General features: G+C 60.3%; 23 protein-coding genes. 7 read left to right on the top strand and 16 right to left on the bottom strand.

The window, feature by feature from the left end; translation table 11 throughout:
• Nucleotides 1-110: 110 nt before the first annotated feature.
• The 5 genes from H8F23_RS15170 to leuS all read right to left on the bottom strand — a co-directional run bounded on the left by H8F23_RS15170 (nt 111) and on the right by leuS (nt 6,218).
• Nucleotides 111-1,433, bottom strand: a complete 1,323-nt coding sequence (locus tag H8F23_RS15170) for a lytic murein transglycosylase (RefSeq protein WP_194934900.1) — start codon at nt 1,431-1,433, stop codon at nt 111-113.
• Nucleotides 1,434-1,493: 60 nt separating this feature from the next.
• Nucleotides 1,494-1,658, bottom strand: a complete 165-nt coding sequence (gene arfA / locus H8F23_RS15165) for an alternative ribosome rescue factor ArfA (RefSeq protein WP_016986126.1) — start codon at nt 1,656-1,658, stop codon at nt 1,494-1,496.
• Nucleotides 1,659-1,841: 183 nt separating this feature from the next.
• Nucleotides 1,842-2,879 (bottom strand): DNA polymerase III subunit delta, encoded by a 1,038-nt coding sequence (holA, locus tag H8F23_RS15160; protein ID WP_194934899.1) that lies wholly within the window; start codon nt 2,877-2,879, stop codon nt 1,842-1,844.
• A gap of 39 nt (nt 2,880-2,918) precedes the next feature.
• Nucleotides 2,919-3,524, bottom strand: coding sequence for an LPS-assembly lipoprotein LptE (locus H8F23_RS15155; RefSeq protein ID WP_194934898.1), 606 nt, complete (start codon nt 3,522-3,524; stop codon nt 2,919-2,921).
• Between the two features lie 87 nt (nt 3,525-3,611).
• Nucleotides 3,612-6,218, bottom strand: a complete 2,607-nt coding sequence (leuS, locus tag H8F23_RS15150) for a leucine--tRNA ligase (protein ID WP_194934897.1) — start codon at nt 6,216-6,218, stop codon at nt 3,612-3,614.
• A gap of 255 nt (nt 6,219-6,473) precedes the next feature.
• Here leuS and H8F23_RS15145 point away from each other — a divergent pair, with 255 nt between their 5' ends.
• Entirely contained in the window at nt 6,474-6,797 is a 324-nt protein-coding gene (locus tag H8F23_RS15145) for a hypothetical protein (protein ID WP_095048767.1), read from the top strand.
• Between the two features lie 104 nt (nt 6,798-6,901).
• Nucleotides 6,902-7,663 (top strand): YdcF family protein, encoded by a 762-nt coding sequence (locus H8F23_RS15140; protein WP_194934896.1) that lies wholly within the window; start codon nt 6,902-6,904, stop codon nt 7,661-7,663.
• A gap of 87 nt (nt 7,664-7,750) precedes the next feature.
• Here H8F23_RS15140 and lnt read toward each other — a convergent pair whose 3' ends face one another.
• The 5 genes from lnt to miaB all read right to left on the bottom strand — a co-directional run bounded on the left by lnt (nt 7,751) and on the right by miaB (nt 13,128).
• Nucleotides 7,751-9,274: an apolipoprotein N-acyltransferase gene (lnt, locus tag H8F23_RS15135; RefSeq protein ID WP_194934895.1), complete on the bottom strand. Its 1,524-nt coding sequence runs from the start codon at nt 9,272-9,274 to the stop codon at nt 7,751-7,753.
• A 17-nt stretch (nt 9,275-9,291) separates the two neighbouring features.
• Nucleotides 9,292-10,131, bottom strand: a complete 840-nt coding sequence (locus H8F23_RS15130; RefSeq protein ID WP_007909641.1) for an HlyC/CorC family transporter — start codon at nt 10,129-10,131, stop codon at nt 9,292-9,294.
• Nucleotides 10,132-10,136: 5 nt separating this feature from the next.
• Nucleotides 10,137-10,631, bottom strand: a complete 495-nt coding sequence (ybeY, locus tag H8F23_RS15125) for an rRNA maturation RNase YbeY (RefSeq protein ID WP_186621831.1) — start codon at nt 10,629-10,631, stop codon at nt 10,137-10,139.
• Nucleotides 10,624-11,622, bottom strand: a complete 999-nt coding sequence (locus H8F23_RS15120; protein ID WP_095048764.1) for a PhoH family protein — start codon at nt 11,620-11,622, stop codon at nt 10,624-10,626. Before H8F23_RS15120 ends, ybeY begins: the two co-directional genes overlap by 8 nt.
• Before the next feature lie 177 nt (nt 11,623-11,799).
• Nucleotides 11,800-13,128 (bottom strand): tRNA (N6-isopentenyl adenosine(37)-C2)-methylthiotransferase MiaB, encoded by a 1,329-nt coding sequence (gene miaB, locus H8F23_RS15115; protein WP_194934894.1) that lies wholly within the window; start codon nt 13,126-13,128, stop codon nt 11,800-11,802.
• 133 nt (nt 13,129-13,261) lie between these two features.
• Here miaB and H8F23_RS15110 point away from each other — a divergent pair, with 133 nt between their 5' ends.
• Complete coding sequence (locus H8F23_RS15110) at nt 13,262-13,591, top strand: DUF1820 family protein (RefSeq protein WP_003185742.1); 330 nt, start codon at nt 13,262-13,264, stop codon at nt 13,589-13,591.
• 127 nt (nt 13,592-13,718) lie between these two features.
• Here H8F23_RS15110 and H8F23_RS15105 read toward each other — a convergent pair whose 3' ends face one another.
• The 4 genes from H8F23_RS15105 to H8F23_RS15090 form a co-directional block, all read right to left on the bottom strand.
• Entirely contained in the window at nt 13,719-14,273 is a 555-nt protein-coding gene (locus H8F23_RS15105) for a tetratricopeptide repeat protein (RefSeq protein WP_129395652.1), read from the bottom strand.
• A 225-nt stretch (nt 14,274-14,498) separates the two neighbouring features.
• Complete coding sequence (gene hemL / locus H8F23_RS15100) at nt 14,499-15,782, bottom strand: glutamate-1-semialdehyde 2,1-aminomutase (RefSeq protein ID WP_194934893.1); 1,284 nt, start codon at nt 15,780-15,782, stop codon at nt 14,499-14,501.
• A 15-nt stretch (nt 15,783-15,797) separates the two neighbouring features.
• The gene (gene thiE / locus H8F23_RS15095) at nt 15,798-16,421 is read right to left on the bottom strand and encodes a thiamine phosphate synthase (protein WP_095125490.1); all 624 of its coding nucleotides are present in this window, start codon (nt 16,419-16,421) and stop codon (nt 15,798-15,800) included.
• Between the two features lie 18 nt (nt 16,422-16,439).
• Nucleotides 16,440-17,237 (bottom strand): hydroxymethylpyrimidine/phosphomethylpyrimidine kinase, encoded by a 798-nt coding sequence (locus tag H8F23_RS15090; RefSeq protein WP_007909650.1) that lies wholly within the window; start codon nt 17,235-17,237, stop codon nt 16,440-16,442.
• A 303-nt stretch (nt 17,238-17,540) separates the two neighbouring features.
• Between H8F23_RS15090 and H8F23_RS15085 the strand changes: the two genes are divergently transcribed.
• The 4 genes from H8F23_RS15085 (at nt 17,541) to H8F23_RS15070 (ending at nt 24,020) form a co-directional block, all read left to right on the top strand.
• Nucleotides 17,541-19,895 carry a hybrid sensor histidine kinase/response regulator gene (locus H8F23_RS15085; RefSeq protein ID WP_194934892.1) on the top strand — a complete coding sequence of 785 codons (2,355 nt, stop codon included), beginning with the start codon at nt 17,541-17,543 and terminating at the stop codon, nt 19,893-19,895.
• A 96-nt stretch (nt 19,896-19,991) separates the two neighbouring features.
• Nucleotides 19,992-21,641 carry an acyl-CoA dehydrogenase family protein gene (locus H8F23_RS15080; RefSeq protein ID WP_194934891.1) on the top strand — a complete coding sequence of 550 codons (1,650 nt, stop codon included), beginning with the start codon at nt 19,992-19,994 and terminating at the stop codon, nt 21,639-21,641.
• A 171-nt stretch (nt 21,642-21,812) separates the two neighbouring features.
• Nucleotides 21,813-23,312, top strand: a complete 1,500-nt coding sequence (gene amn / locus H8F23_RS15075; RefSeq protein WP_161986511.1) for an AMP nucleosidase — start codon at nt 21,813-21,815, stop codon at nt 23,310-23,312.
• A gap of 72 nt (nt 23,313-23,384) precedes the next feature.
• The gene (locus tag H8F23_RS15070; RefSeq protein ID WP_228759244.1) at nt 23,385-24,020 is read left to right on the top strand and encodes a pseudouridine synthase; all 636 of its coding nucleotides are present in this window, start codon (nt 23,385-23,387) and stop codon (nt 24,018-24,020) included.
• Here the strand turns inward: H8F23_RS15070 and H8F23_RS15065 are convergent.
• Both H8F23_RS15065 and H8F23_RS15060 read right to left on the bottom strand, forming a co-directional pair.
• Complete coding sequence (locus tag H8F23_RS15065; protein WP_003228500.1) at nt 24,015-24,224, bottom strand: DUF2788 domain-containing protein; 210 nt, start codon at nt 24,222-24,224, stop codon at nt 24,015-24,017. The genes H8F23_RS15070 and H8F23_RS15065 overlap by 6 nt on opposite strands.
• Nucleotides 24,225-24,532: 308 nt before the next feature.
• On the bottom strand, nt 24,533-25,012 hold the full coding sequence (locus H8F23_RS15060; RefSeq protein ID WP_007909658.1) for an Lrp/AsnC family transcriptional regulator: 480 nt from the start codon (nt 25,010-25,012) through the stop codon (nt 24,533-24,535).
• Nucleotides 25,013-25,073 lie beyond the last annotated feature (61 nt).

The raw sequence follows: 25,073 nt of genomic DNA, 5'->3' as shown, positions 1-25,073 counted from the left end.
AGTCAGTCTTCGCGAGCAAGCTCGCTCCCACATTTGATCTGTGGCGTTCACAGAACCAATGTGGGAGCGAGCTTGCTCGCGAAGGCACCATCAGCCATACAACCTACCCATTATTGGGTACGCAGGCTTTCCAGCAACTTGTGCGTCGGATACCCGTCCGCCGGCCAGCCAAATGACTGCTGGGCACTGCGAATCGCCTTGCGCGTGTTGGCGCCGATGATCCCGTCCGCCGTGCCGGCATCGTAATTGCGGGCACTTAGCAGAGTCTGCAATTCAATGCGCTCGGTACGGCTCAGTGGCAGATCATCTTTCGGCCAGCTACCGTTGATCAAACCGCCGCCGTTGAAGCGCTCCGACAACAAACTGACCGCCAAGGCATACGACGAGGAGTTGTTGTACTTGAGGATCGCCCGGAAGTTGTCGAGGATCAGGAACGCCGGGCCGCGATAGCCCGCCGGAAGCAGCAGGGCGGCCGACAGCTGTTCAGAGCCTGCTGGCACCTGACCGCCATTCGGCAGAGTCACGCCCAACTGACGCCATTCGGCAACGCTCTTGCGAATCGCGCCGTCAGCCAGCGTGTAATTGAAACCGCTCGGCAGTTGTACTTCGAAGCCCCACGGCTGGCCACGTTGCCAGCCAGAGCTTTGCAGGTAATGCGCGGTGGATGCCAGCGCATCCGCTGGGCTGCCCCAGATATCGCGGCGGCCATCGCCGTCAAAATCCACAGCGTGGGTGTTGTAGGTGGTCGGAATGAACTGGGTCTGCCCCATCGCACCCGCCCAGGAGCCGAGCATCTTCTCCGGCGTAATATCGCCCTGTTGCAGGATCTGGAGGGCTGCGATCAGCTGTGCGTGGGCAAAGCCCGGGCGGCGACCTTCGTAGGCGAGGGTGGCCAGCGAGTTGATCACCGACTTGCTGCCCTGAAACTGACCGAAATTGCTTTCCATACCCCACACCGAAACCAGTGCCTGACGGTCAACGCCATAACGCTGCTCAATGCTTTGCAGGATGTCGGCGTACTGACTGATCAGCGCCTGACCTTTACGTACGCGCAGCGGCGAGAGGGCGCCATCGAGGTATTCCCACACTGGCCGGGAGAACTCCGGTTGACTGCGGTCGGCCCGAATCACGCTGGCGTCGAAGCTGACATTGGCGAACGCGCGATCGAACAGATCCGCGCGAATTCCGGCGGCCAGGGCATCCTTGCGGAAACCGGCCTGCCATTCAGCGAAGGTTTGAGTCGGTTGCAGGTCGAGAGGGTCGGCGGACGGCACTACCGGCGGGATGATCGCTGGGGCCGTTGCGACAGGCGCGGCTTGAAGGGGTTGCGCGTCGGCGGCGGTCGGTTTTTCCGCGCAGGCGACAAGCAGAATGAAGCTGGAGGCAGCGATCAGTTGGCGAACAGGCCAACGACGGGAAAGACTTAGGGGCATGCACAGTTCCAGGAAAACGAATCAGGTGCAGACCTTAACATGACCGGGGGGTACTGCGCTTTAAGCGGCCAGAAAGTAAGAAGCCTCCCAGCTGTCAGACTGGAAGGCTTCGCGGCGGTAGCTGCCTTTACCCTTGGTTGGTCGTTCCTGGCGACTACGGAACAGGGGCTGGGCGACGATGGATTTGGCCTTGTTGGGCCCATGTTTCGATGGCTTTTTGCTCATGAGGATTCTCTCGAGTGAGTGGGTTTTGCGGGGGAAATAATCTGCCGATGTCAGGCGTCTGTCCAGTCCCTGCTGTGTAGGAATGTTCTGGCGCTTTCGCGAGCAGGTTCGCTCCCACATTTGGAATGCATTCCAATGCGGGAGCGAGCTTGCTCGCGGATGGCCGTTATGCGGTAGGACAGGTTATTCGGCGGGGAGTGTCAGACGCTGGCCGGACATCAACAATGCCAAGCGACTCAGGCTCATCCACGGCGAACCGGCCGCCTGGCCTTTGATCTGCGCGTCGATCCGCTGTGCTTCGAGCAGCAACTGCGCCCAACGTTGCGCCGAGTAGCGTTGCAGGGCTTTGCTTATCAACGGTTTGCGCTTGTCCCAGACCGGCGGTTTCGCTTGGCTGAAACACTTGTCCAGCGGCGTGCCCTGACTGTATTGCAACGAGATATTGGCCAGCAGACGTAGCTCGCGAGCGAGCGCCCAGAGAATCACTGGCGGTTCGACACCTTCGCCGCGCAGCCCTTCAAGCATGCGCAGTGCGTGGGCCGGCTCGCCGTTGAGCACGGCGTCGGTCAAACCGAACACGTCAAATCGCGCACTGTCGGCCACTGCGGCCTGCACGGTTTCGACGGTGATCTGGCCACCTTCGGCCATCAACTTGAGCTTTTCGATTTCCTGCGCGGCGGCGAGCAGGTTGCCCTCGACACGCGCAGCAATCAATTCGACGGCGTCTTGATTCGCCGATAGCCCGGCCTGAGAGAGACGCTGACGAATCCAGCTCGGCAACTGATTGGCGTCCACCGGCCAGATCTGGATGAACTGGGTCTGTTGGCCTTCAACCAGCGCCTTGCCCCACTTGGTCTTCTGCGCGCTGCCATCCATCTTGGGCAAGCTGATCAGTAGCACCGTGTCTTCAGCGGGACGCGAGCAGTATTCGATGAATGCAGCGGCGCCTTTGTCACCGGGCTTGCCCGAAGGCAGGCGCAGTTCCAGCAGGCGTTTTTCCGCGAACAGCGACATGCTGGCGCCGGCCTGCAACAACGTGCCCCAATCGAAATTGGCGTCGGCGGCGAAGACCTGGCGTTCATCAAAACCTTGCTGACGCGCAGCGCTGCGGATGGCGTCGGCGGCTTCCTGGCACAGTAGCGGGTCATCGCCGCTGATGATGTAGACAGGCGCCAAAGCACCTTGCAGGTGTTTACCGAGTTGGGCGGGAGCGAGCTTCATAAGAAATGCCGAACGGGGCGCCTGAGCGCCCCGAACGTCTTACTGCTGCGGTACTTCGAGCGGCGACTGGCGCGGGGTTTCCGCTTCAGCCTTTTGTGCCGCTTGCAGCGCATCGGCTTCTGCCTTGGCGCGGTCATTGGCGGCTTGCTGCAGCTGCTGCAGTTGACCCGGGGTCAGTTGCTGCAGACGCAACATCATGCGTTGAACCAGTTCGCGAGTGGTTTCGCGACGGGCGTCGTTGGCTTCCTGATCGGAGCCCACGAGGTTGTTACCGTCGTGGATAAACACTTTCTGAACTTCAAGTTTGTCGCTGAGCAGTTGCAGGTTCTTTTCGCCACGGATCTCGTAGTTCAGGACAGTGTTGACCTGATACTCGCCCGTACGACCGGCACCGGCGTAGCTGAGGATGCGCTGGCTCTCCTGCTGGTCAGCCAGGAAAAGTTTGTACGGAGCACCGCTGTAAACCTTGACGCCGCTCGACTCCAGTACCTGACGCAGTTGCGTGACCGTCTCGCCGTAGGCGTTACGGGCGCTCAGGTCGAGTTCCTTGATCGACAGTTCGTTGGTGCCGGTACCGCGCAGCTGGAAACCGCAGGCGCTCAACAGAACGGCGAGGCCCATCACCAGCAGATTGCGTTTGATCATTGTGTTGCTCCCCTTGAAACCACGTGGGCCGACTGTACGACCCGAAAGGTTTTACTTGGCGCCAGGCGAGCCTGGCGCCCGATCCAATTAGCTGGCGACGATGTTGACCAGTTTCCCCGGCACAACGATCACTTTACGAATAGTCAGTCCGTCGACGAAACGCAGTACGTTTTCGTTGGCGCGGGCTGCTGCTTCAACTTCTTCGCGGGTCGCGCTGGCCGGCATTTCGATCTGGCCGCGCAGTTTGCCGTTGACCTGGATCACCAGCGTCAGGCTGTCCTGCACCAGTGCGCTTTCATCCACTGCCGGCCAACCGGCGTCGATGACTGCATCGGCGTGACCCAGCTGGTTCCACAGTTCGTGGCTGATGTGCGGCGTGATTGGTGCCAGCAACAGCGTCACGGCTTCCAGACCTTCGTGAATCAGCGCGCGATCCTGCTCGGTGCTTTGCGCGGCTTTTTCCAGCACGTTCATCAGCGTCATTACCTGGGCGATGGCGGTGTTGAATTTGTGGTTCTGGCCGACGTCGTGGCTGGCCTGCTTGATGGCCACGTGAATGGCGCGGCGCACGGTCTTCTGCTCGTCGTTCAGGCTGGCGATGTCCAGTTTGCCCGGCAAGCCCTGAGTGACGTGGGCTTGCGCCAGACGCCAGACGCGCTTGAGGAAACGGTGCGAACCTTCGACGCCGGAGTCGGACCATTCGGCGCTCATGTCAGGTGGCGAAGCGAACATCATGAACAGGCGGCAGGTGTCGGCGCCGAACTGATCGATCATCGACTGTGGGTCCACGCCGTTGTTCTTCGACTTGGCCATTTTCTCGGTGCCACCGATTTCCACCGGCAGACCGTCGGATTTCAGCTTGGCACTGATGACCTTGGCTTTGCTGTCACGCTCGAGTTCTACGTCCGCCGGGTTGAACCAGGTGTAAGCACCATTGGCTTCGCGACGGTAGTAAGTCTCGGCAATCACCATGCCTTGGGTCAGCAGGTTCTTGAACGGCTCGTTGGAGCTGACCAGGCCTTCGTCACGCATCAGCTTGTGGAAGAAACGCGCGTAGAGCAGATGAAGAATGGCGTGTTCGATACCGCCGATGTACTGATCGACCGGCAGCCAGTGATCGGCTGCGGATTTTTCCACCAGGCCACCTTCAAAGTGCGGCGAGGCGTAGCGGGCGTAGTACCACGACGACTCGACGAAGGTGTCCATGGTGTCGGTTTCACGCTTGGCAGGCTGGCCGCATTTCGGGCAGCTGCATTCGTAAAACTCAGGCATGCGCGCCAGCGGCGAACCGGCGCCGTCCGGCACCACATCTTCCGGCAGGACCACAGGCAATTGATCTTCCGGCACCGGCACGTCACCGCAAGTGTCGCAGTGGATGATCGGGATCGGGCAGCCCCAGTAGCGCTGACGGCTGATGCCCCAGTCGCGCAGGCGGAACTGAGTGCGCGAGGCGCCGAGTTCTTTCTTGATCAGGGCCACTTCGATGGCGTCGAACGCACCCGCGAAGTCGAGACCGTCGAATTCGCCGGAGTTGATCAGCGTGCCGTGCTCGCCGTAGGCGTCTTGCCACGGGGCCGGGTTGGCGTCGCCGGAGCTGGTACGTACTACCGATTTCACCGGCAGGTTGTACTTGTGGGCGAATTCGAAATCGCGCTCATCGTGCGCCGGTACGGCCATTACCGCGCCGTCGCCGTAATGCATCAGCACGTAGTTGGCGACCCACACCGGCAGCTTCTCACCGGTCAGCGGATGCTCGACGAACAGGCCGGTCGGCAGGCCTTTCTTTTCTTGCGTGGCGACGTCGGCTTCGGCGACGCTGCCGCCCTTGCATTCAGCGATGAACGCTTGCAGCTCAGGGTTGTTCTGCGCTGCCTGGGTCGCCAGCGGATGCTCGGCAGCCACGGCGACATAGGTCGCGCCCATCAGGGTGTCCGGACGGGTAGTGAAGACTTTCAGGGTGCCGGCTTCGCCAATCGAGTCGACGTTGTACGGGAACTGCACTTCCATGCCGCGGGATTTGCCGATCCAGTTGCGCTGCATGGTCTTGACCTGTTCAGGCCAGCCAGTCAGTTCGTCGAGGCTCTCCAGCAGCTCATCCGCGTAGGCGGTGATCTTGAAGTAGTACATCGGGATTTCGCGCTTTTCGATCAGCGCGCCGGAACGCCAGCCGCGACCGTCGATCACCTGTTCGTTAGCGAGAACGGTCTGGTCGATCGGGTCCCAGTTCACGGTGCCGTTTTTACGGTAGATCACGCCTTTTTCGAACAGGCGAGTGAACAGCCATTGTTCCCAGCGGTAGTAATCCGGTTTGCAAGTGGTGACTTCGCGCGACCAGTCGACCGCCAGACCCAGGCTGCGCAGCTGGGTCTTCATGTAGGCGATGTTTTCGTAGGTCCACTTGGCCGGCGCGACATTATTCTTCATCGCGGCGTTTTCCGCCGGCATGCCGAACGCGTCCCAACCCATCGGTTGCAGAACGTTCTTGCCGAGCATGCGCTGGTAGCGGGAGATCACGTCGCCGATGGTGTAGTTGCGCACGTGCCCCATGTGTAGCTTGCCGCTGGGGTAAGGGAACATCGACAGGCAGTAGTAGGTTTCCTTGCCTGGCTGTTCACTGACTTCAAAGGACTTTTGCTCGTCCCAGAACGACTGGGCGGCGGCTTCGATTTCACGGGGCTGATATTGTTCGTGCATGGCTACTTTTGTACTGGATAGGGGTGGCCTAATCCTCTTCAACGCAGGTGCCGGGGTTGGCCCGGACGAGCTGGAAGTGGAATTACAGGAAGCGCCGTAGCATACATGACCGCGCTCGGCCTAGGGAAACCCTGATTACAGCTGTTTGTCCCGGCAAATCCGTGGCGAGGGCCGTTGGTCGCGGCGTGCAGCCGGTTTGTGCAGCGAAGCTAAGCTCTAACTGGGGAGTGAGTCTTATCTTCAATGAGGTGAGGGATGGTGGAGCAACGGCAAAAAAACGTGACGAAACCCGAGTTGTACGAAAGATTGATCGATCGTCTTGGTATGGCCCTGGACGCATTAAAAACCGCTGACCGGCTGCGCGACGAGCGCCCCCTGGAACTGGAATTGCGTGGCTTGAGCCCCGCCGAGTTCAAACTGGTCAAGGCCTATCTGGATCGCAGTGAACGTGAAACGCATGGATGCTTGTCACAGGCAGTGAAGCAGCTCGATGCAGCACATTCGGCCAAGGTCATCTGGCTCAAGGACAAGGCGCCCGGAAGAGACACCGTCAAGGTTCGCTCTGTACAGGCCAAGTAAGCGCATGGCAGGTCAAGAACCGGATCTTTTTCAACAGGATCCCACCTATTGGTTGTAACGCTTTATTAACACTCTTAGGCTTCGGGCATCTGTGGAGATGCTCGATGCCTTTTCGTTATTTCATCAAACAACTTTTGTTACCACCCGGCATTCTTTTGCTGCTGTTGCTGGCCGCTTGGTGGCTGCGCCGCTCACGGCCGCGCCTGGCTGGCGTGTGCTTTGCCATTGGCTTTGGCGGAATGTGGTTGATGAGCCTGCCGGTGGTTGTGCAGTGGGGCGCGAAGGCTCTGGAACGCGAGCCACCGTTGGCCCGCGAAGAGTGGGCGACGTTGGCGCAGCGGGCTGACGCGATTGTGGTGCTGGGTTCCGGCCGCGAACGCGGCGACCTGGCGTGGGGCGAGGATCAGCCGACCGGCGTGGGCCTTGAGCGTCAACGTTATGCGGCACGATTGGCCAAGGCGTCGGGTTTACCGATTCTGACCACGGGTGGCTTGCATTACGGAACGCCGCCGACCGAGGCGAAGTTGATGGCGGATTCGTTGCGCGACGACTTTGGTGTGACGGTGCGCTGGCAGGAAGGTGAAAGTCGCACCACCTGGGAAAACGCCAAATTCAGCGCCGATATCTTGCTGCCGCAGGGAATCAAGCGCGTGGTCGTGGTGACTCAGGCCTGGCACATGCCACGCTCGGTGTGGAGTTTTCAGCAGGCGGGATTTGAAGTGGTGCCGGCGCCGGTCGGCTTCTTGGGCACGGATAACGCGAGGCCGTTTGGTGGCTGGTTGCCGGAGTTCAAGTCGATCTGGCAGAGCGGGCAACTGTTGAATGAAGCGGTGGGGCAGGTGGGGTATTCGTTGTTTTATCGCTGAAGATCAAAAGATCGCAGCCTGCGGCAGCTCCTACATTGGGATTTGCGTTTTCCCTGTAGGAGCTGCCGCAGGCTGCGATCTTTTGCTTTATAGGGTTTTCGACATCCGGCTGGCCATAAGTGCCCAGCCAAACAACAGCACGCACAGGATGATCAGCGGCCACGAACGCCATTGCAGATACGGCGTCAGGTTGTGCATCGGCACCACTTCGCCGTAGAGGATGCCCTGTTCAAACTGCGGAATCTGCTCGGTGATCTGCCCGAACGGGTTGATCAGTCCGGTCACACCGTTGTTGGTTGCACGAATCATCCAGCGCCCAGCCTCAAGCGCGCGCATCTGCGCCATCTGCAAATGTTGCAGCGGACCGATCGAGGTACCGAACCAGGTGTCATTGCTGATCGTCAGCAGCAGATCGCTACGCGCCGACAGGCTGGCGGCAAATTCCGGATAGACCACTTCGTAGCAGATAAACGGTGCGATCTGATAACCCTTGGCCTGCAACAGTGCCTGATCCGCCGGGCCGCGGGCGAAGTCCGACATCGGCAGGTCGAAGAAGGCTATCAGTCCGCGCAACACATCCTGCAACGGCACGTATTCGCCGAAGGGCACCAGTTTCTGCTTCAGGTAGGTGCCATCGCCTTCGCCCACCACGGTGATGCCATTGAAGAAGCGTTTTTCGTGACGAACGGTTTCGCGGATCGGTACGCCAGTGATCAGCGCCGATTTACGCTCGGCGGCGAAGGTGCCCATCATGGTCAGGTAGCCCTCGGCGGACTCCTTCAATACCGGCACGGCGGTTTCCGGCCAGATCAGCAAGTCCACCGGTTTCGAGCGGAAGCTCAAATCGCGATACAAAGCCAACTGCGCGTTGAGCTCGGCCGGATCCCATTTCATGCTTTGCGCGACGTTGCCCTGAATCGCGGCAACACTCAGCGGCGCGCCGGAGGGGCTGGTCCAGGCATGGCCCTTGAGCGCAATACCGGCCACCCAAGGGCCAACCAACAGCACCAAACCTGCGGCAACAAAACCTTTGCGGCCGGTTTGCAGCAGGCGTGGGGCGTTGTAGATCAGTGCTGCGGTCAGTGCCAGAACAAACGACACCAGCCACATGCCTCCGACTGGAGCGAGCCCGGCCAATGGGCCATCGAGCTGGCTGTAACCGGAGTACAACCACGGGAAACCAGTGAGGAACCAGCCGCGAAACGCTTCCTGGCCGACCCACAACGCAGCAAACGCCAAGGCATCGGCCAGCGGTGCCTCGTTACGGCGCAACCAGCGCGCCCACAGCCAGGCCGGCAGGGCAAAGAACCAGGCGATCGCCGCGGTAAACAGCAGCATCAGGAACCCGGCCAACAGCACCGAAGCGCCGCCGAAATGGTGGATGCTGTAATAGATCCAACTGGTGCCGGCACCAAACAGGCCGAAACCGAAGCACCAGCCGCGGGCCAGTGCCTGACGCGGACTCAGCTCGCGTAAACCGGCATAAAACAAGCCGACCGCCAGCAAAGCCAGCGGCCAGATGTTGAACGGTGCCAGAGCGAAGGTGGTGATTGCACCGGCCGCCACGGCCAGCAGGTTACCGGGCCAGCCGGGGCGGGTTGTCCAGCGCATTTCAGTCCTTAGATTTCTTACCGGGCGATAGGGGTCAGTCGCAGCAAATGAATCCGACGGCTGTCGGCGTTCAGGATGCGGAAACGATAGGCGCCGATTTCAGTGATTTCGTTGCGTTTTGGCAAGTGCCCGAACGCGCTCATCACCAGACCGCCGACGGTGTCGAACTCGTCATCGGAGAATTCGCTGTCGAAGAATTCGTTGAAGTTTTCGATCGGCGTCAGGGCCTTGATCAGGAAGTCACCGCTGGGCAGCGGCTTGATATAGCTGTCTTCTTCGACGTCGTGCTCGTCTTCGATATCGCCGACGATCTGTTCCAGCACGTCTTCGATCGTTACCAGACCGGCCACACCGCCGTATTCGTCGATGACGATGGCCATGTGGTTGTGGTTGGCACGGAATTCACGCAGCAACACGTTCAGACGCTTGGACTCCGGCACGAACGTGGCCGGGCGCAGCAGATCCTTGATGTTGAAGCTGTCGCCGTTTTCCTTGAGGATCAGCGGCAGCAGATCCTTGGCCAGCAGCACGCCCATCACGTCGTCATGGCTTTCGCCGATCACTGGATAGCGCGAGTGGGCCGAGTCGACCACGGCCGGGAGGAATTCACGGGGTGTCTGGGTCGCCTTGATGCTGATCATCTGCGAACGCGGCACCATGATGTCGCGTACTTGCAGGTCAGCCACCTGAATGGCGCCTTCGACGATGGCCAGCGCTTCGCTGTCCAGCAGTTTGTTCTGATGTGCATCACGCAGCAGCTCGAGGAGCTCCTGACGGTTCTTCGGCTCGTGGGCAAAAGCCTGGGTCAGTTTTCCCAGCCATGACTTCTGCCCGTTGCTCGATCGATCTTCGCTCATAGCGATTACTCTGAATCCTTTGTTGTAACGATAGGGGATGTTTCGGGTTCGTCGTCCGCGTACGGATCGGGATAGCCCAGTTCAGCAAGCAACTCGCGTTCCAGTGCTTCCATTTCCTCGGCTTCTTCGTCATCTATATGGTCGTAACCGAGTAGATGCAAGCAGCCGTGAATGACCAGATGTGCCCAGTGGGCCTTTAGTTCCTTGCCTTGTTCGGCGGCTTCGCGCTCGACCACAGCCACGCAGATCACCAGATCGCCGAGCAGCGGGATATCGAGAAACTCGTCAGGCACTTCAGCCGGGAACGACAGGACGTTGGTCGCGTAATCCTTGTGGCGCCAGGTGTGATTGAGCTCGCGGCCTTCTTCCTCATCGACCAGACGAATGGTCATCTCTGAGTCGGCGGTGCGTTGGCGCAGGGCCAGTTCGCACCACAGGCGGAAGTCGGGCTCACTCGGCGCGTTCGCGTCAGTCGCGATTTGCAGGTCTAGCTCAAGCATTTCGCGAGGTGTCCTTGGGGGCTTCGTCACGGTTTTCGAAGCGCTCGTAGGCTTCGACGATCCGCTGTACCAAAGGATGGCGCACGACGTCTTTAGGCTGGAAGTGCGTAAAGCTGATGCCCGGCACGTCTTTGAGTACTTCGATCACATGATGCAGGCCGGACTTGGTGCCACGCGGCAGGTCGACCTGGGTGATGTCACCGGTGATGACTGCGGTGGAGCCGAAGCCGATCCGGGTCAGGAACATCTTCATCTGTTCGACGGTGGTGTTCTGGCTTTCGTCGAGAATGATGAAGCTGTTATTCAGCGTGCGACCGCGCATGTAGGCCAGCGGCGCAACTTCAATCACCTGGCGCTCGATCAGCTTGGCCACGTATTCAAAGCCGAGCATCTCGTAGAGTGCGTCGTAGAGCGGGCGCAGGTACGGGTCGATCTTCTGCGACAGGTCGCCGGGCAGGAAGCCGAGTTTTTCACCCGCTTCAACCGCCGGACGCACCAGCAGGATGCGACGGATCTGCTCGCGCTCCAGGGCATCGACAGCGCAGGCCACGGCCAGATAGGTCTTGCCGGTACCGGCCGGGCCAATGCCGAAGTTGATGTCGTTGCCGAGGATTTCCTTCACGTAGCGCAACTGATTCAAGCCGCGTGGGCGAATCATGCCTTTTTTGGTGCGCAGGGCAACGGATGCTTCGGCGGGGGCGTGATTGTCCAGCTCGACCACGGCCGATTCCTGGAGGAACAGGTGCACGAGGTCCGGCGACAGCTCGGTACCTTTGGTTTCCCGGTACAGGCGGCGCAGCAGGTTTTCCGCAGACGTGGTGTGTTTGGGGTCGCCGATCAACTCGAACTGGTTCCCGCGGTTGCGGATCTCGATGGTCAGGCGCTGTTCGATCAAGCGCAAATGCTCGTCGAATTGCCCGCACAGATTGGCGAAGCGGCGAGCCTCAAAAGGCTCGAGGATAAAACGATGTGGTTCTATGGGTGCGTTCAAGGTCGTATTTAGCCGCCCTGGGGCAATTAAGATGAAATCAAGGATAACGCCAGAGGCCTGGGTGCGAAAGCTCTTAAATATTCTTGTCGTCGACACCGTCAAGATCGCAGCCTTCGGCAGCTCCTACAGGGGAATGTAATCCATGTAGGAGCTGCCGAAGGCTGCGATCTTTTGCATTTATTGGATCAGCGAGCCGCGCAGCGAGTGCGGTTGCGCCGCATCGATGTGCACATCGGCGAACTGGCCGATCAGGGTCGGATTGTCGCAGCGGAAGTTGACGATTCGATTATTCTCCGTGCGCCCTTGCAGCTCGCCCGGATCTTTCTTCGAATAGTCGGTGACCAGAATGCGCTGGATCGAGCCGACCATTTGTCGGCTGATCTCAAAGCCTTGCTGATTCAGGCGATGTTGCAGCGCGTTCAGGCGTTCCTTCTTCAACTCTTCCGGCGTGTCGTCGGCCAGATCGGCAGCCGGGGTGCCCGGACGCTGGCTGTAGACGAACGAGTAGGAAAAGTCGAAACCGACGTCGGCAATCAGCTTCATGGTCTGTTCGAAATCTTTCTCGGTCTCGCCGGGGAAACCGACGATGAAGTCCGAGCTGATGCAGATCCCCGGCACCGCCGCACGCAATTTGCGCAGCTTGGACTTGTACTCCAGTGCCGTGTGGTTGCGCTTCATCGCCGCGAGAATCCGGTCGGAACCCGATTGCACCGGCAAGTGCAGATGCTTGACCAGTTCCGGTACATCGGCGTGGGCCTGGATCAGGCTGTCGGAGAACTCCAGCGGGTGCGAAGTGGTGTAGCGGATGCGATCGATGCCGTCGACGGCGGCGACTACGCGGATCAGTTCCGCCAGATCGGCCAGACGACCATCGTGGGTAGTGCCACGATAGCCGTTGACGTTTTGCCCGAGCAGGGTCACTTCACGCACGCCGTTTTCGGCGAGGTGGATGATCTCGGCGATCACGTCGTCGAACGGCCGGCTGACTTCTTCACCTCGGGTGTAAGGCACCACGCAGAACGTGCAGTACTTGCTGCAGCCTTCCATTACTGACACATAGGCGCTCGGACCGTCGATACGCGGCTCGGGCAGGTGGTCGAATTTTTCGATTTCCGGGAACGAGACGTCGACTTGCGGCTGCTTGGTGATGCGCGCGGCGTCTATCATTTCTGGCAGGCGGTGCAGGGTCTGCGGGCCGAAGACCACGTCGACGTACGGCGCGCGATCACGAATCGCCGCGCCTTCCTGACTGGCCACACAACCGCCAACGGCGATCACCATGTCCGGGTTGGCCAGTTTCAGTTCGCGCCAGCGGCCGAGCTGCGAATACACGCGATCCTGGGCGCGCTCGCGGATCGAGCAGGTGTTGAGCAGAATCACGTCGGCGTCTTCGGCACGCGCGGTGACTTCCAGGGCCTGATGTTCACCCAGCAGATCGACCATGCGCGAGCTGTCGTACTCGTTCATCTGGCAACCGTGGGTTTCGATGTAAAGCTTCTTGGCCATGGATTAGGGTCATCACGTGATTCAAAGAACCGCGCATTATAGGGAACAAGCCTTCAGGTTCCTACCGCTGCGCGTCCGGTGGCTATGCTATAGTTTGCGCCCTCATTTTTATCCCCGATGTTATCCCCCCGCCATGACCAAACGCGAAGCTCCAATCTATAAGGTGATTTTCCTCAACCAGGGCCAGGTGTTCGAAATGTACGCCAAGCAGATCTATCAAAGTGATCTGTGGGGCTTTCTGGAAGTGGAAGAGTTCGTCTTTGGCGAGCGCACGCAAGTGGTCGTCGATCCGAGCGAAGAAAAGCTCAAGGCGCAGTTCGAAGGCGTGGTGCGCAGCTTTGTGCCGATGCATTCGATTGTGCGCATCGATGAAGTGGAACGTCTGGGCACGCCGAAAATCAGCGAAGCCCGCGGCGCGGTCGGCAATGTGATGCCGTTTCCGATGCCGATGCCTGAGAAGTAAGCCTTAACGCCGAGTCGCCCTCATTCGCGAGCAAGTCGAATCGTCGCACCGTCGCTCCCACAGGGAAGTGCGTTCCAATGTGGGAGCGAGCTTGCTCGCGAAGGGGCCGGAAAGGTCGACGCAGAAATCAGGGAAGAGGCGAAAACGGCGTACGCCCATCGGCGCTCTGCAGTTCCATCAGGTATTTACGGAAAATTTGCCCGAGCACCTGGGTCGCGGTTTCGAGATCTTCGCGGGACATTTTTTCGGAGACTTCATCGGCCGTGTCCAGCGCATCTTCAGCGCCGTTGACCGCGGCCATCTTCAATACGATGTATGCCTGAATATTGTTGGCCTGCACGCCTTCACCGTGGAAGAACATGGTGCCGAGTTTGAATTGCGCCTGAGCGTGGCCTTGCAACGAGGCTTTTTCGAAATAGCTCAGGGCTTGATTGAGGTCGCGCGGCGCATTCTTGCCGTCGTAGTAGAACTCACCCAACTCGAATTGCGCTTGCGCATCCCCTTCGTCCGCCGCTTTCTGGCAAGCAGCCAGTGCCTGCGTGACGTCTTGCGGCTGAGTATTGAGGGTGCAACGACCCATCGCCGGGATCAACAACGAGTTGCCGCCTGCTTGTGCATGCGCGAGCAGGGGCTGAAGGAGCAACAGGCAGCCCAAGGCAAGGGTGCGGCCGGTGCGGTTCATGGGAATCGACTTACCTCTGAAGGGCACGCGGACCCATCGAGGGATCCAATAAGCGCGCATTATGAAATAAGCAGGGCCAACCTTACAAAGTCTTTACTCGTTTTTCTGCTGCGCGGGGAATATATCGCCCACTTTAGGGGAGATTTTTAGCAGGAGCATCGGAAAAACAGCGTCGATGTAGGTGAATGCTGACGCTGGCGATAGCCAACGTCAGCGGTGCGGCGGTTATTTCAGTGCGGCGAAGGCGCGCTCGGCAGCGTCCAGTGTCAGTTTCAACTCGGCTTCGCCATGGGCGATCGAGGTAAACCCGGCTTCGAAGGCGCTCGGCGCCAGGTACACGCCACCTTCCAGCATCAGGTGGAAGAAACGACCGAACAGGGCAGCGTCGCTGGCCATCACATCTTCAAAGGTGACGATGTCATCGGCGCCGCTGAAGTACAGACCGAACATGCCGCCAGCCTGAGTGGTCACGAACGGAATGCCAGAAGCATCGGCGCGTTGTTGCAGGCCATCGAGCAGGCGCGTGGTGTAGTCGGTCAGCTCGGCGTGGAAACCCGGACGGCTGATCAAACGCAGCGTGGTCAAACCGGCGGCCATCGCCAGCGGGTTACCCGACAGCGTGCCGGCCTGATACACCGGGCCCAGCGGCGCAATACGCTGCATGATTTCACGCTTGCCACCGAAGCAGCCGACCGGCATGCCGCCACCGATGATCTTGCCGAACGTGGTCAGGTCAGGATTGACCCCGTAGTACGCCTGAGCACCGCCGAGGGCAACGCGGAAACCGGTCATCACTTCGTCGAAAATCAGCACCACGCCATGCTTGTCGCACAGCGAGCGCAGACCTTCGAGGAAACCCGGCGCCGGCGGCACGCAGTTCATGTTGCCGGCCACCGGCTCAACAATAATGCACGCCACGTCCTCGCCCACTTCAGCGAGCATCTTTTCCACAGCGTCGATGTCGTTGAACGGCAGGGTCAGAGTGTGTTTGGCGAATGCCGCCGGTACGCCGGCCGAACTTGGCACGCCTTGGGTCAGTGCGCCGGAACCGGCCTTGACCAGCAGGCTGTCGGAGTGACCGTGGTAGCAGCCTTCGAACTTGATGATGCTGTCGCGGCCGGTGTAACCACGGGCCAGACGGATCGCGCTCATGGTTGCTTCGGTGCCGGAGCTGACCATGCGCACCATGTCCATCGATGGCACCAGCGAGCAGACCAGATCGGCCATCTCGGTTTCCATCGCAGTCGGCGCGCCGTACGACAAGCCGTGTTGCAGCTGATTGCGCACCGCGTCCAGTACGTCCGGGTGGCTGTGGCCGAGAATCATCGGGCCCCACGAGCCGACGTAATCGACATAACGCTTGTCGTCTTCGTCAGTGACGTAAGCGCCTTCAGCGTGTTTGAAAAACAGCGGAGTGCCGCCAACGCTCTTGAACGCGCGCACTGGCGAGTTCACGCCACCGGGAATGTGTTTCTGAGCATTGGCAAACAGCGTTTCGGAACGAGACATGATCGGGCTCTCAAATCAGACTTTCAGTAATTCATTGAACGCGCGGGCGCGGCGGGTGACTTCGGCGGTGCTTTCGGCACCAAACAGACCGTGAACCACGGCCAGCAGGTCGACTCCATGGGCCACCAGCGGCGCGGCGTTGTCGAGGGTGATGCCGCCAATCGCGCAGATCGGCAGGTGCAGCGTGCGCTTGGCTTCGTCGAGCAGATCGAGGCTGCAGGTCGGCGCGCCGGGCTTGGTGTTGGAGTTGAAGAAGCGGCCGAAGGCGACATAACTCGCACCTTCTTTGGCCGCTTGTTCGGCCAGCGCGATTTGCGCGTGGCAGGTCGAACCGATGATCGCTTTCGAGCCGAGCAGGGCGCGGGTCGGCGACAGCGGGCCGTCGGTCTGGCCCAGGTGCACGCCAACGTTGAGGCGCGCGGCCAGTTCAGCATCATCGTTGATGATCAGCTGCGTCTTGTAGCGCTCGCACAGATCACGCAGCGCTTCGGCCTCACGCAGACGGCGGGCCTCATCGTTGCTCTTGTCGCGGTATTGCAGCAGGGTGACGCCGCCTTCCAGCGCCGCCTCCACGTAAGACAGAAACTTGCCGGCCAGCAACTGGCTGTCGGTAATGGCATACAGGCCACGTAGTTTCATCAGGCAGACCTCACGACGTTACGAGCAGAAATCCAGCGGCAGGCGACGCGGGACGAACTGGCCTTTGCCCAGTTGTTCGGCATCGCGCAGGGTGCGCCAGGTGTAATCCAGTGCACTGCGTACGGCGCTGGCCAGGTGTTCGCCCTGCGCCAGACGACCGGCCAAAGCGCTGGCCAGTGTGCAACCGGAGCCGTGATAGCTGCCGGGCAGACGCTGACAGATAAAGGTTTCACGCAGACCGTCGCGGCTATACACGCGGTTGTGGATTTCAGTTTCGTCGCCATGGCCGCCGGTGATCAGCAGGTTCTTGACGAACGGCAGGAGTTTTTCTGCGCACTCGTCGGCGGTGCCTTCGGGCAGTTCGGCGAGGATGCGCGCTTCGGGAAGGTTAGGGGTGGCAATGATCGACAGCGGCAGCAGACGCTCGCGCATCGCATAGCCAACTTCGTCCTTGCCCAGGCGTCCGCCGCCACCGGCGCGCAGCACCGGGTCGCAGACCACCGGCAAGTGCGGGTGCGCGGAAAGCAGTTCGACAACGGTGTCGACCATTTCCAGCGAACCGAGCATGCCCAGTTTGACCGCCGCGACTTCGGAGTCGTTGAGCACGGCATTGGCCTGGGCCAGTACCCACTCACGGTCGAGGACGCGGAAGTCAGTAACGTTGACGGTGTCTTGCACGGTCAGGGCGGTGACGGCCGGAGCCGCATGGCAACCCTGCGCGAGCAGGGCTTCGATATCTGCCTGCAAGCCGGCGCCACCACTGGGGTCGTGGCCGGAGAGACAGAGGACAACGGGGCGGGAGCTGTAGATATTCATGGTGCGCGAGCTTACCACCAAAGCTGATTTTCGGGTTCAGTGCTGTTGTGGCGGGCCGACAACCCGGCAAGAGATTGCGACCATGCTGTCACAAGCTGACCAACTCAACAGCTCTAGCCCGCTGCTTTGCTCTGAAACGCCCGTTCTAGAGCCTTTGTAGGAAAAATTTCGATGGTGCTCAATGGCCATCAACGGCTATGCTAGTCTGGATCCAAACCAATAACAGGTAATACCGGTTTTACGTCTACTCAAAGGGAATGGGGGGCTTCCTGACACAACCGGACGAGCCACGCTGGGGCTTCAATGCGCTATTTGCTGATGTTGTTGTTCTGCTTGCCCCTCATGGCGAGCGCCGTCGAATTCGACGAATTTACCCAGAGCCTCCCTCTGGGCCGGTCGCTGCAAGTGTTCGAAGACCCGAGCGGTCAGGCGAGCATTGCTGATGTTCGTGCGCAAGCTGCCGCCGGCCATTTCAAAGTTCACGATAAGGCCACCCTTAATGCCGGTTACTCGCGCTCGGCGTTCTGGCTGAAAATTGACCTGCAGTACCGTCCGAGCAATCCCGCCGCTCAGCGCACCTGGCTGCTGGAACTGGCGTATCCGCCGCTCGATCATCTCGGCCTCTATCTGCCTGACGCCAATGGCGACTACCGCCTCGTCCGGCAAACCGGCGACGCCTTGCCGTTCGCCAGCCGCGAGATCCGCCAGAACAACTATTTGTTCGACCTCGCTTTCGCACCGGGTCAACAACACACCGTGTACCTGCGACTGGCCAGTGAAGGCTCGATTCAGGCACCGGTGACGTTGTGGTCGAGCACCGCGTACCTCGAAGATCAGCCGGTGCGCCTGTATGTGCTGGGGATCATTTATGGCGTGCTGTTGGGGATGGTGGTCTACAACCTGTTCATCTACCTGAGTGTGCGCGACACCAGTTACCTCTATTACATCTTCTATATCGCCTCGTTCGGCCTTTATCAGCTGTCGGTGAACGGTGCGGCGGTGGAGTATTTCTGGCCGGACAATCCGTGGTGGGCCAACGCGGCCACGCCATTTTTCATCGGCTGTGCGGGGCTGTTCGGCAGTCAGTTCGCCCGCAGTTTCCTGCAGACCAAAAACCATAGTCGCTGGCTTGATCGGCTGCTGATTGCACTGATCGCGTTCGGTGCGCTGGTGGTTGGTTTGTCGCTGATGACCAGTTACGCGTTGTCGCTGCGCCTGGCGACGATACTGGCGCTGACCTTCACTGTGGTGATTTTCGCCGCCGGGATTCTGGCCTGGTGGCGCGGCTTGCGGGTGGCGCGTTATTTCATCATCGCCTGGTCGGCGTTTCTGCTCGGCGGCATCGTCAACACGCTGATGGTGCTCGGCCTGCTGCCGAACGTGTTCCTGACCATGTACGCCAGCCAGATCGGCTCGGCGATCGAGGTGGCGCTGCTGTCGCTGGCATTGGCCGACCGGATCAATGCGATGCGCGAGCAACAAGCGCAGACCTTGTATGACGCCGGGCAGAAACTCGAAGTGCTCAACCAGCAACTGGCCCACAGCAACAAACTCAAGGACGAATTCCTCGCGACCCTGACCCACGAATTGCGCACACCGATGAACGGCGTGATCGGTTCGCTGGAACTGATGCAGACCGTCGAGCTGGATCCGGAGCTTGAGCAATACCAGCAGACCGCCGCCGGTTCCGCGCGGGACATGATGCGCATGGTCAACGGCATCCTCACCCTCACGGAATTGCAGGCCGGCAAGCTCAAGGCTGCGCCGGGCAGTTTCAGCCTGCGCGCGGTGGTCGAAGCGCTGCGCGTGCAGTTCGACGGCAACGCGGCGAGCAAGTCGCTGGACTTCAAGGTCGAGGTGCTGCCGACCCTGCCGGATCGCCTGCACGGCGACAGCGCCAAACTCGCGCAATGCCTGGAATGCCTGCTGGACAACGCGATCAAGTTCACCCGCGTCGGCGGGCTGGCGCTGCGGGTGACCGGCAAACCGTCGACGGACAATCGTCTGGCGCTGTCGTTTGCGGTGATCGACACCGGTATCGGTTTTACCGACCTGGGCGAGGCGACGATGTACCAGCGCTTCTTTCAGCTCGACGGTTCGATGACCCGCGAATACGGCGGACTGGGCGTGGGGCTGGCGATCTGCCGACAGTTGGTCGAGCTGCTTGGCGGCAAGCTTACTCATCGCTCCGAACCTGGACGTGGCAGCCGTTTTCAACTGGACGTTGAATTTGAACTGCCGGCGGTTGAAGCTGCGCCGATCATCGCGCCTTCGCACGATTGTGTGCGTGCGCCGCAGGACTGCACGGTGTTGCTGGTGGATGACAACAGTGTCAACCAACTGGTGATGCGCGGCATGTTGCTCAAGCTCGGCTTTCGCGTGCGCACCGCTGACAATGGCGCAGCGGCACTGGACTGCCTGCAGCGGGAAACCTTCGATGCGGTGCTGATCGACTGTCAGATGCCCGCCCCTGAAGGCGCGTCCTTGTGCTGCCAGATTCACGCCATGCCGGGCTGCGCCAACCTGCCGGTGTTCATGCTCGCACTGACCGCGGACCGAGAGCTTTGCGCCACGGGAGCCCCGGTCGATTACCTGAACAAACCGGTGAAATTCGAAGAATTGCAGTCCGCGCTGGAGCGCCGGCTGTTGTGCTGCTGATAGGGTAAAAGCGCCGCAAATTCGGCGGATATGACACTTTGATCGATCCTGGGGCGGTGCTTAACTGACCGCTCCGGTTGATTCAAGGAGCCCGTCATGAACCTGCATCAGTTCGCCGAAACCCACGAAGTCACCAACCAGCCACCGTCGCTGGACGGCACCAACCTGTACCGCATCGACCTGCCGTTGCAGGAGTGGTCGCGCAGGTTCGGCGCCGGTTGGGCCGAGTCGCGGATCGATGCCTACGGCGCGCTGGCCGGTGGTCCGTTGATGGAAGCCGGGTTCCTCGCCAATCAGAACAAACCAACGTTCGCCAGCCATGACCGCTATGGCCATCGCATTGATCTGGTGGAATTTCACCCGGCTTATCACGAGCTGATGCGCACGGCGATCGAGCATGGTTTGACCTCATTGCCATGGGCGCACCCACAGGATGGCGCCCACGTCGCCCGCGCCTCGATGACTTATTTGCACAGCCAAGCCGAGGCCGGCAGCGGTTGCCCGTTGACCATGACCTTTGCCAGTGTGCCGGCCCTGCGCTTGCAGCCGAACATCGCTGAGCAATGGCTGCCGAAAGTCCTCGCCACCGAATACGACCCGCTCAACGTCGGTATGGCGCACAAGGCCGGCGTGACCATCGGCATGGCCATGACCGAGAAACAGGGCGGCACCGACGTGCGCGCCAATACCACCAAGGCTTACCCGGTCGGCGCCAGTGGCCCGGGGCAGGCCTATGAACTGGTCGGGCACAAGTGGTTCTGCTCGGCGCCGATGTGCGATGCGTTTCTGACTTTGGCGCAGACCGACAAGGGTTTGAGCTGCTTCCTGTTGCCGCGTCATCGTCCGGACGACACGCGCAATCAGTTCTACATCCAGCGCCTGAAAAACAAACTCGGCAACCAGTCCAACGCTTCCAGTGAAGTGGAGTTCCGTGGCGCGCTGGCGTGGATGGTCGGTGAGGAAGGGCGCGGCGTGCCGACTATTATCGAGATGGTCGCGATGACACGTTTTGATTGCATGGTCGGTTCCAGCTCGCTGATGCGTCAGGCGCTGACCCAGGCCAGCCACCACTGCGCGCACCGCAAGGTCGGCGGCAAACTGCTCAGCGAACAGCCATTGATGCAGAACGTGCTGGCCGATCTGGCCCTGGAAAGCGAAGCCGCGCTGGCCCTGAGTTTGCGCATGGGCAAGGCGCTGGATCATCTGGATGATCGCCACGAAGCGCAATTCGCGCGACTGGTGACAGCGGTGGGCAAGTATTGGATCTGCAAACGTGCGCCGGGGATGATCAACGAAGCGGCCGAATGCATGGGCGGCGCCGGGTATGTCGAGGACAGTATTCTGCCGCGTCTGTACCGCGAGGCGCCGGTGAACTCGACGTGGGAAGGCTCGGGGAACGTGCAGTGCCTCGACGTGCTGCGGGCGTTATCGAAAGAGCCGGGGGTGCTGGATGTGTTGTTCAGCGAACTCGGTGACGGGCATGGCGACAAGCGACTGGCTGCGCATATTCAGCAGTTGCAGGTGCAGTTCAAGGACACCAGTGATATTCAGTACCGGGCACGGCAACTGACCGAAGACATCGCGCTCGGTTTGCAGGCCAAGCTCCTGTTGGAGGCCGGGAACTCGGTGGTCAGCGATGCCTTCATTGCCAGCCGCCTGAGCGGTGGCGGCCGGGTTTACGGCGCCTTGCCGCGCGGCCTCGACATCGAGTCCCTCGTCGCCCGCTCAACCCCGCAAATCCTCTGACCCCACACAAATCTCCTGTAGGAGCTGCCGAAGGCTGCGATCTTTTGATCTTATAAACAGCAAGATCAAAAGATCGCAGCCTTCGGCAGCTCCTACAAGGATTGGGGGGGGGCCATATATTGTGCGGTTGCCAACATGCCACTGTTCCCGTGACGCCACGATGCAGGCAAGATGAAGCTCTGCAAGTCAGAACACAGGAAGCTGATCGTGACCGAAGCGTTTATTGTCGTTCAAACCGCCGAACAAGCCGTGGACCGTCTGGCCGAGCTGCATGAGCGGGCCACCACTGCGCTGAACTCGGCGCTCAAGCGTTACCTCAAGGATCGCGTCGAACCCGACGCTGCGCAGCGTGCTCTGTTTCGTTATCCCGAACTGCGTCTGACCTATCACTGCCAGGGCGAAGTGCCGCAGACCACCCGCGCTTATGCCAAGGTGCAACTGCCGGGCACCTACAGCGTCACCGTCACCCACCCGGCGGCGTTCCGCAAATATCTGCTCGAGCAGCTTGTGCCGTTGATGCACGACTTCACCGTGACCGTGGAAGTCGGCGTCAGCCAGCAGAACATTCCGTATCCGTACGTGGTCGAGCAGGGCGATGAACTCGCCGGTTCCGGCGTCACCGCTGCCGTGCTGGCGCGGGTGTTCCCGAGTACCGATCTGTCCGCCGCCACCGACGGCATCGCCGACGGTCTCTACGACTGGGAAAACACCGATCCGCTGCCGCTGGCGTTGTTCGACGCCGCGCGCGTGGATTTCTCCCTGCGCCGTCTGGTGCACTACACCGGCAGCGACTGGCGCCATGTGCAGCCGTGGATTCTACTGACCAACTATCACCGCTACGTCGACCAGTTCATCGTCCATGGTCTGGAGCAACTGCGCAGCGACCCGCGTTTCGTGCGCATGGTCTTGCCGGGCAACGTGATCATCGAGAAGGGCATGGATCACGGCGAAGCGTCGGCGATTGCGGCCGGTGTGGTCTGGCACCGATACCAGATGCCGGCCTATCACCTGATCGCCAGCGATGGCCACGGTGTAACGCTGGTCAACATCGGCGTCGGCCCGTCCAACGCCAAGAACATCACCGACCACTTGGCGGTGCTGCGTCCGCATTGCTGGCTGATGATCGGCCACTGCGGCGGCCTGCGTCAGTCGCAGACCATCGGCGACTACGTGCTGGCTCACGCTTACATGCGTCGCGACGGCATTCTCGACCGTGTGGTGCCGCCGAACATCCCGATCCCGGCCCTGGCCGAAGTGCAAATGGCCCTGCAGCAAGCAGCGGCCAACGTCACCGGCGAGAAGGGCGATGACCTGAAGAAACGCCTGCGCACCGGCACCGTGCTGACCTACGACGACCGTAACTGGGAGTTGCGTTGGGCTCAGGAACGACCGTTGATCAACCTGTCCCGCGCCGTGGCCGTGGACATGGAAAGCGGCACGATTGCAGCGCAGGGTTATCGCCTGCGGGTGCCGTACGGCACGTTGCTCTGCGTTTCGGACAAGCCTTTGCACAGTGAAATCAAACTGCCGGGTTCGGCCAATGCTTTCTATGAACGCGCGGTCAGCCAGCACTTGAAGATCGGCATTGAAGCGGTGGACCTGCTGCGCACCGAGCTCAACTCGTTGCACTCGCGCAAACTGCGTAGCTTCGACGAGCCGCCGTTCCGTTAACGCTTAGTCGTGGTCATTTGGCGGTCGGGGCACTAGCATTGTCAGCCCTGATCGCTAAATGTCTGTTCTCTTATGTCTCGTCCCCAGCGTCCACCTTCCCGCCGCCCCGGTGCGAAGCCTCAGTCGTCCTCGCCACGCCGTGTTGCCAAGGCACCGCCGGCCGAGCCGAAACTGATCCTGTTCAACAAACCGTTCGATGTGCTGACGCAATTCAGCGACGGTGAAGGGCGGGCGACGCTCAAGGATTTCATCGATATGCCCGGCATTTATCCGGCCGGACGCCTTGATCGTGACAGCGAAGGATTGTTGCTGCTGACCAACGACGGGCAGTTGCAGGCGCGTATCGCCGATCCGAAACACAAACTGGCGAAGACCTATTGGGTGCAGGTCGAAGGCGTGCCGACGGCTGAGCAATTGCAGCGCTTGCGCGATGGCGTTGAACTGAATGACGGCATGACCTTGCCCGCCGAAGCGCGGCAGCTGGATGAGCCTGAATTGTGGCCGCGAAACCCGCCGGTGCGCTTTCGCGCGACCATACCGACGTCATGGCTGGAATTGGTGATTCGCGAAGGGCGCAACCGTCAGGTACGGCGCATGACGGCGGCGGTCGGGCTGCCGACATTGCGGTTGGTGCGGGTGAAGATTGGTGACTGGACGATCGAAGGGCTCGATCAGGGCCAGTGGAAGGAAGTGCCGGCGCGCTTATAAAGCGCCGGACTCGATCAGGCCGATCACCACACTCTTGATGATGAACGCGGCTACGCCCAGGCCCAGCACGAAGAACAGAATGAACGAGCCAAAGCGCCCCGCTTTGGACTTCTTCGCCAGATCCCAGACGATGAAACCCATGAAAATGATCAGGATGCTGACCAGACCGGTCATCATCCACTCTTCGAATACTGCTGGATCCATTGGGGTTCTCCGGCATGGGCGCGGCTAAAAGGGCGCGGCGAGTATACGCCAAGGTGTGTGGGGTGGCATTGATCTGGGTCTGATCCGGAACTGTTGCCCTCACCCTAACCCTCCCGAAACGTCGGACCGCCCAGAGGGAGAGGGGACTGACCGGGGGATGCTCGCAAAAACGCCGACCTGAACGTTCTGTCGTGAATCCATAATCGACTCAATCTTTCAGGTCGATGTATGACAGCAGACACCTCGGTCGGCTCCCTCTCCTGGGGGAGAGGGCTGGGCGGGCGGCGTTCCGATGAGGGGGCCTTTGATCAGCTACGCAAATGAGTCAGCGGCAGTTCAGTGCTGTTAAGCACCTGATTCAGCACAAAACTCGAGCGCACACTCGTCACCCCTTCAATCCGCGTCAAATGCCCCAGCAACAATTTCTGATAGTGATCCATATCCGGTACCACCACTTTCAACTGGTAATCGGCATCCACACCCGTCACCAGACTGCACTCCAACACCTGCGGCAATGTACGAATCGCCGCCTCAAAATTCTCGAAACGCTCCGGCGTGTGCCGGTCCATGCCGATCAGCACATACGCCGTCAGGCTCAGCCCGAGCATCTTGCGATCGAGCAATGCGACCTGGCGCGAGATGTAGCCGTCGTCTTCCAGCTGCTTGACCCGGCGCGAGCAAGGGGAGGGCGACAGACCGATGCGCTCGGCCAGCTCCTGGTTGGAGATGCGGGCGTCACGCTGCAATTCCGCCAAAATACTCAGGTCGTAACGGTCGAGTTTGCTCATCAATCTGTCCTTGGTTGTAACTATTGCGGCAGATTATCTATCCAGGGTTAAAAATTGCGCA

The organism is Pseudomonas neuropathica (genome assembly GCF_015461835.1).
GTDB classification, from domain to species: domain Bacteria; phylum Pseudomonadota; class Gammaproteobacteria; order Pseudomonadales; family Pseudomonadaceae; genus Aquipseudomonas; species Aquipseudomonas neuropathica.
The sequence above is the reverse complement of the archived record's forward strand: the minus strand, read 5'-3'. Positions and strand labels throughout refer to the sequence as shown.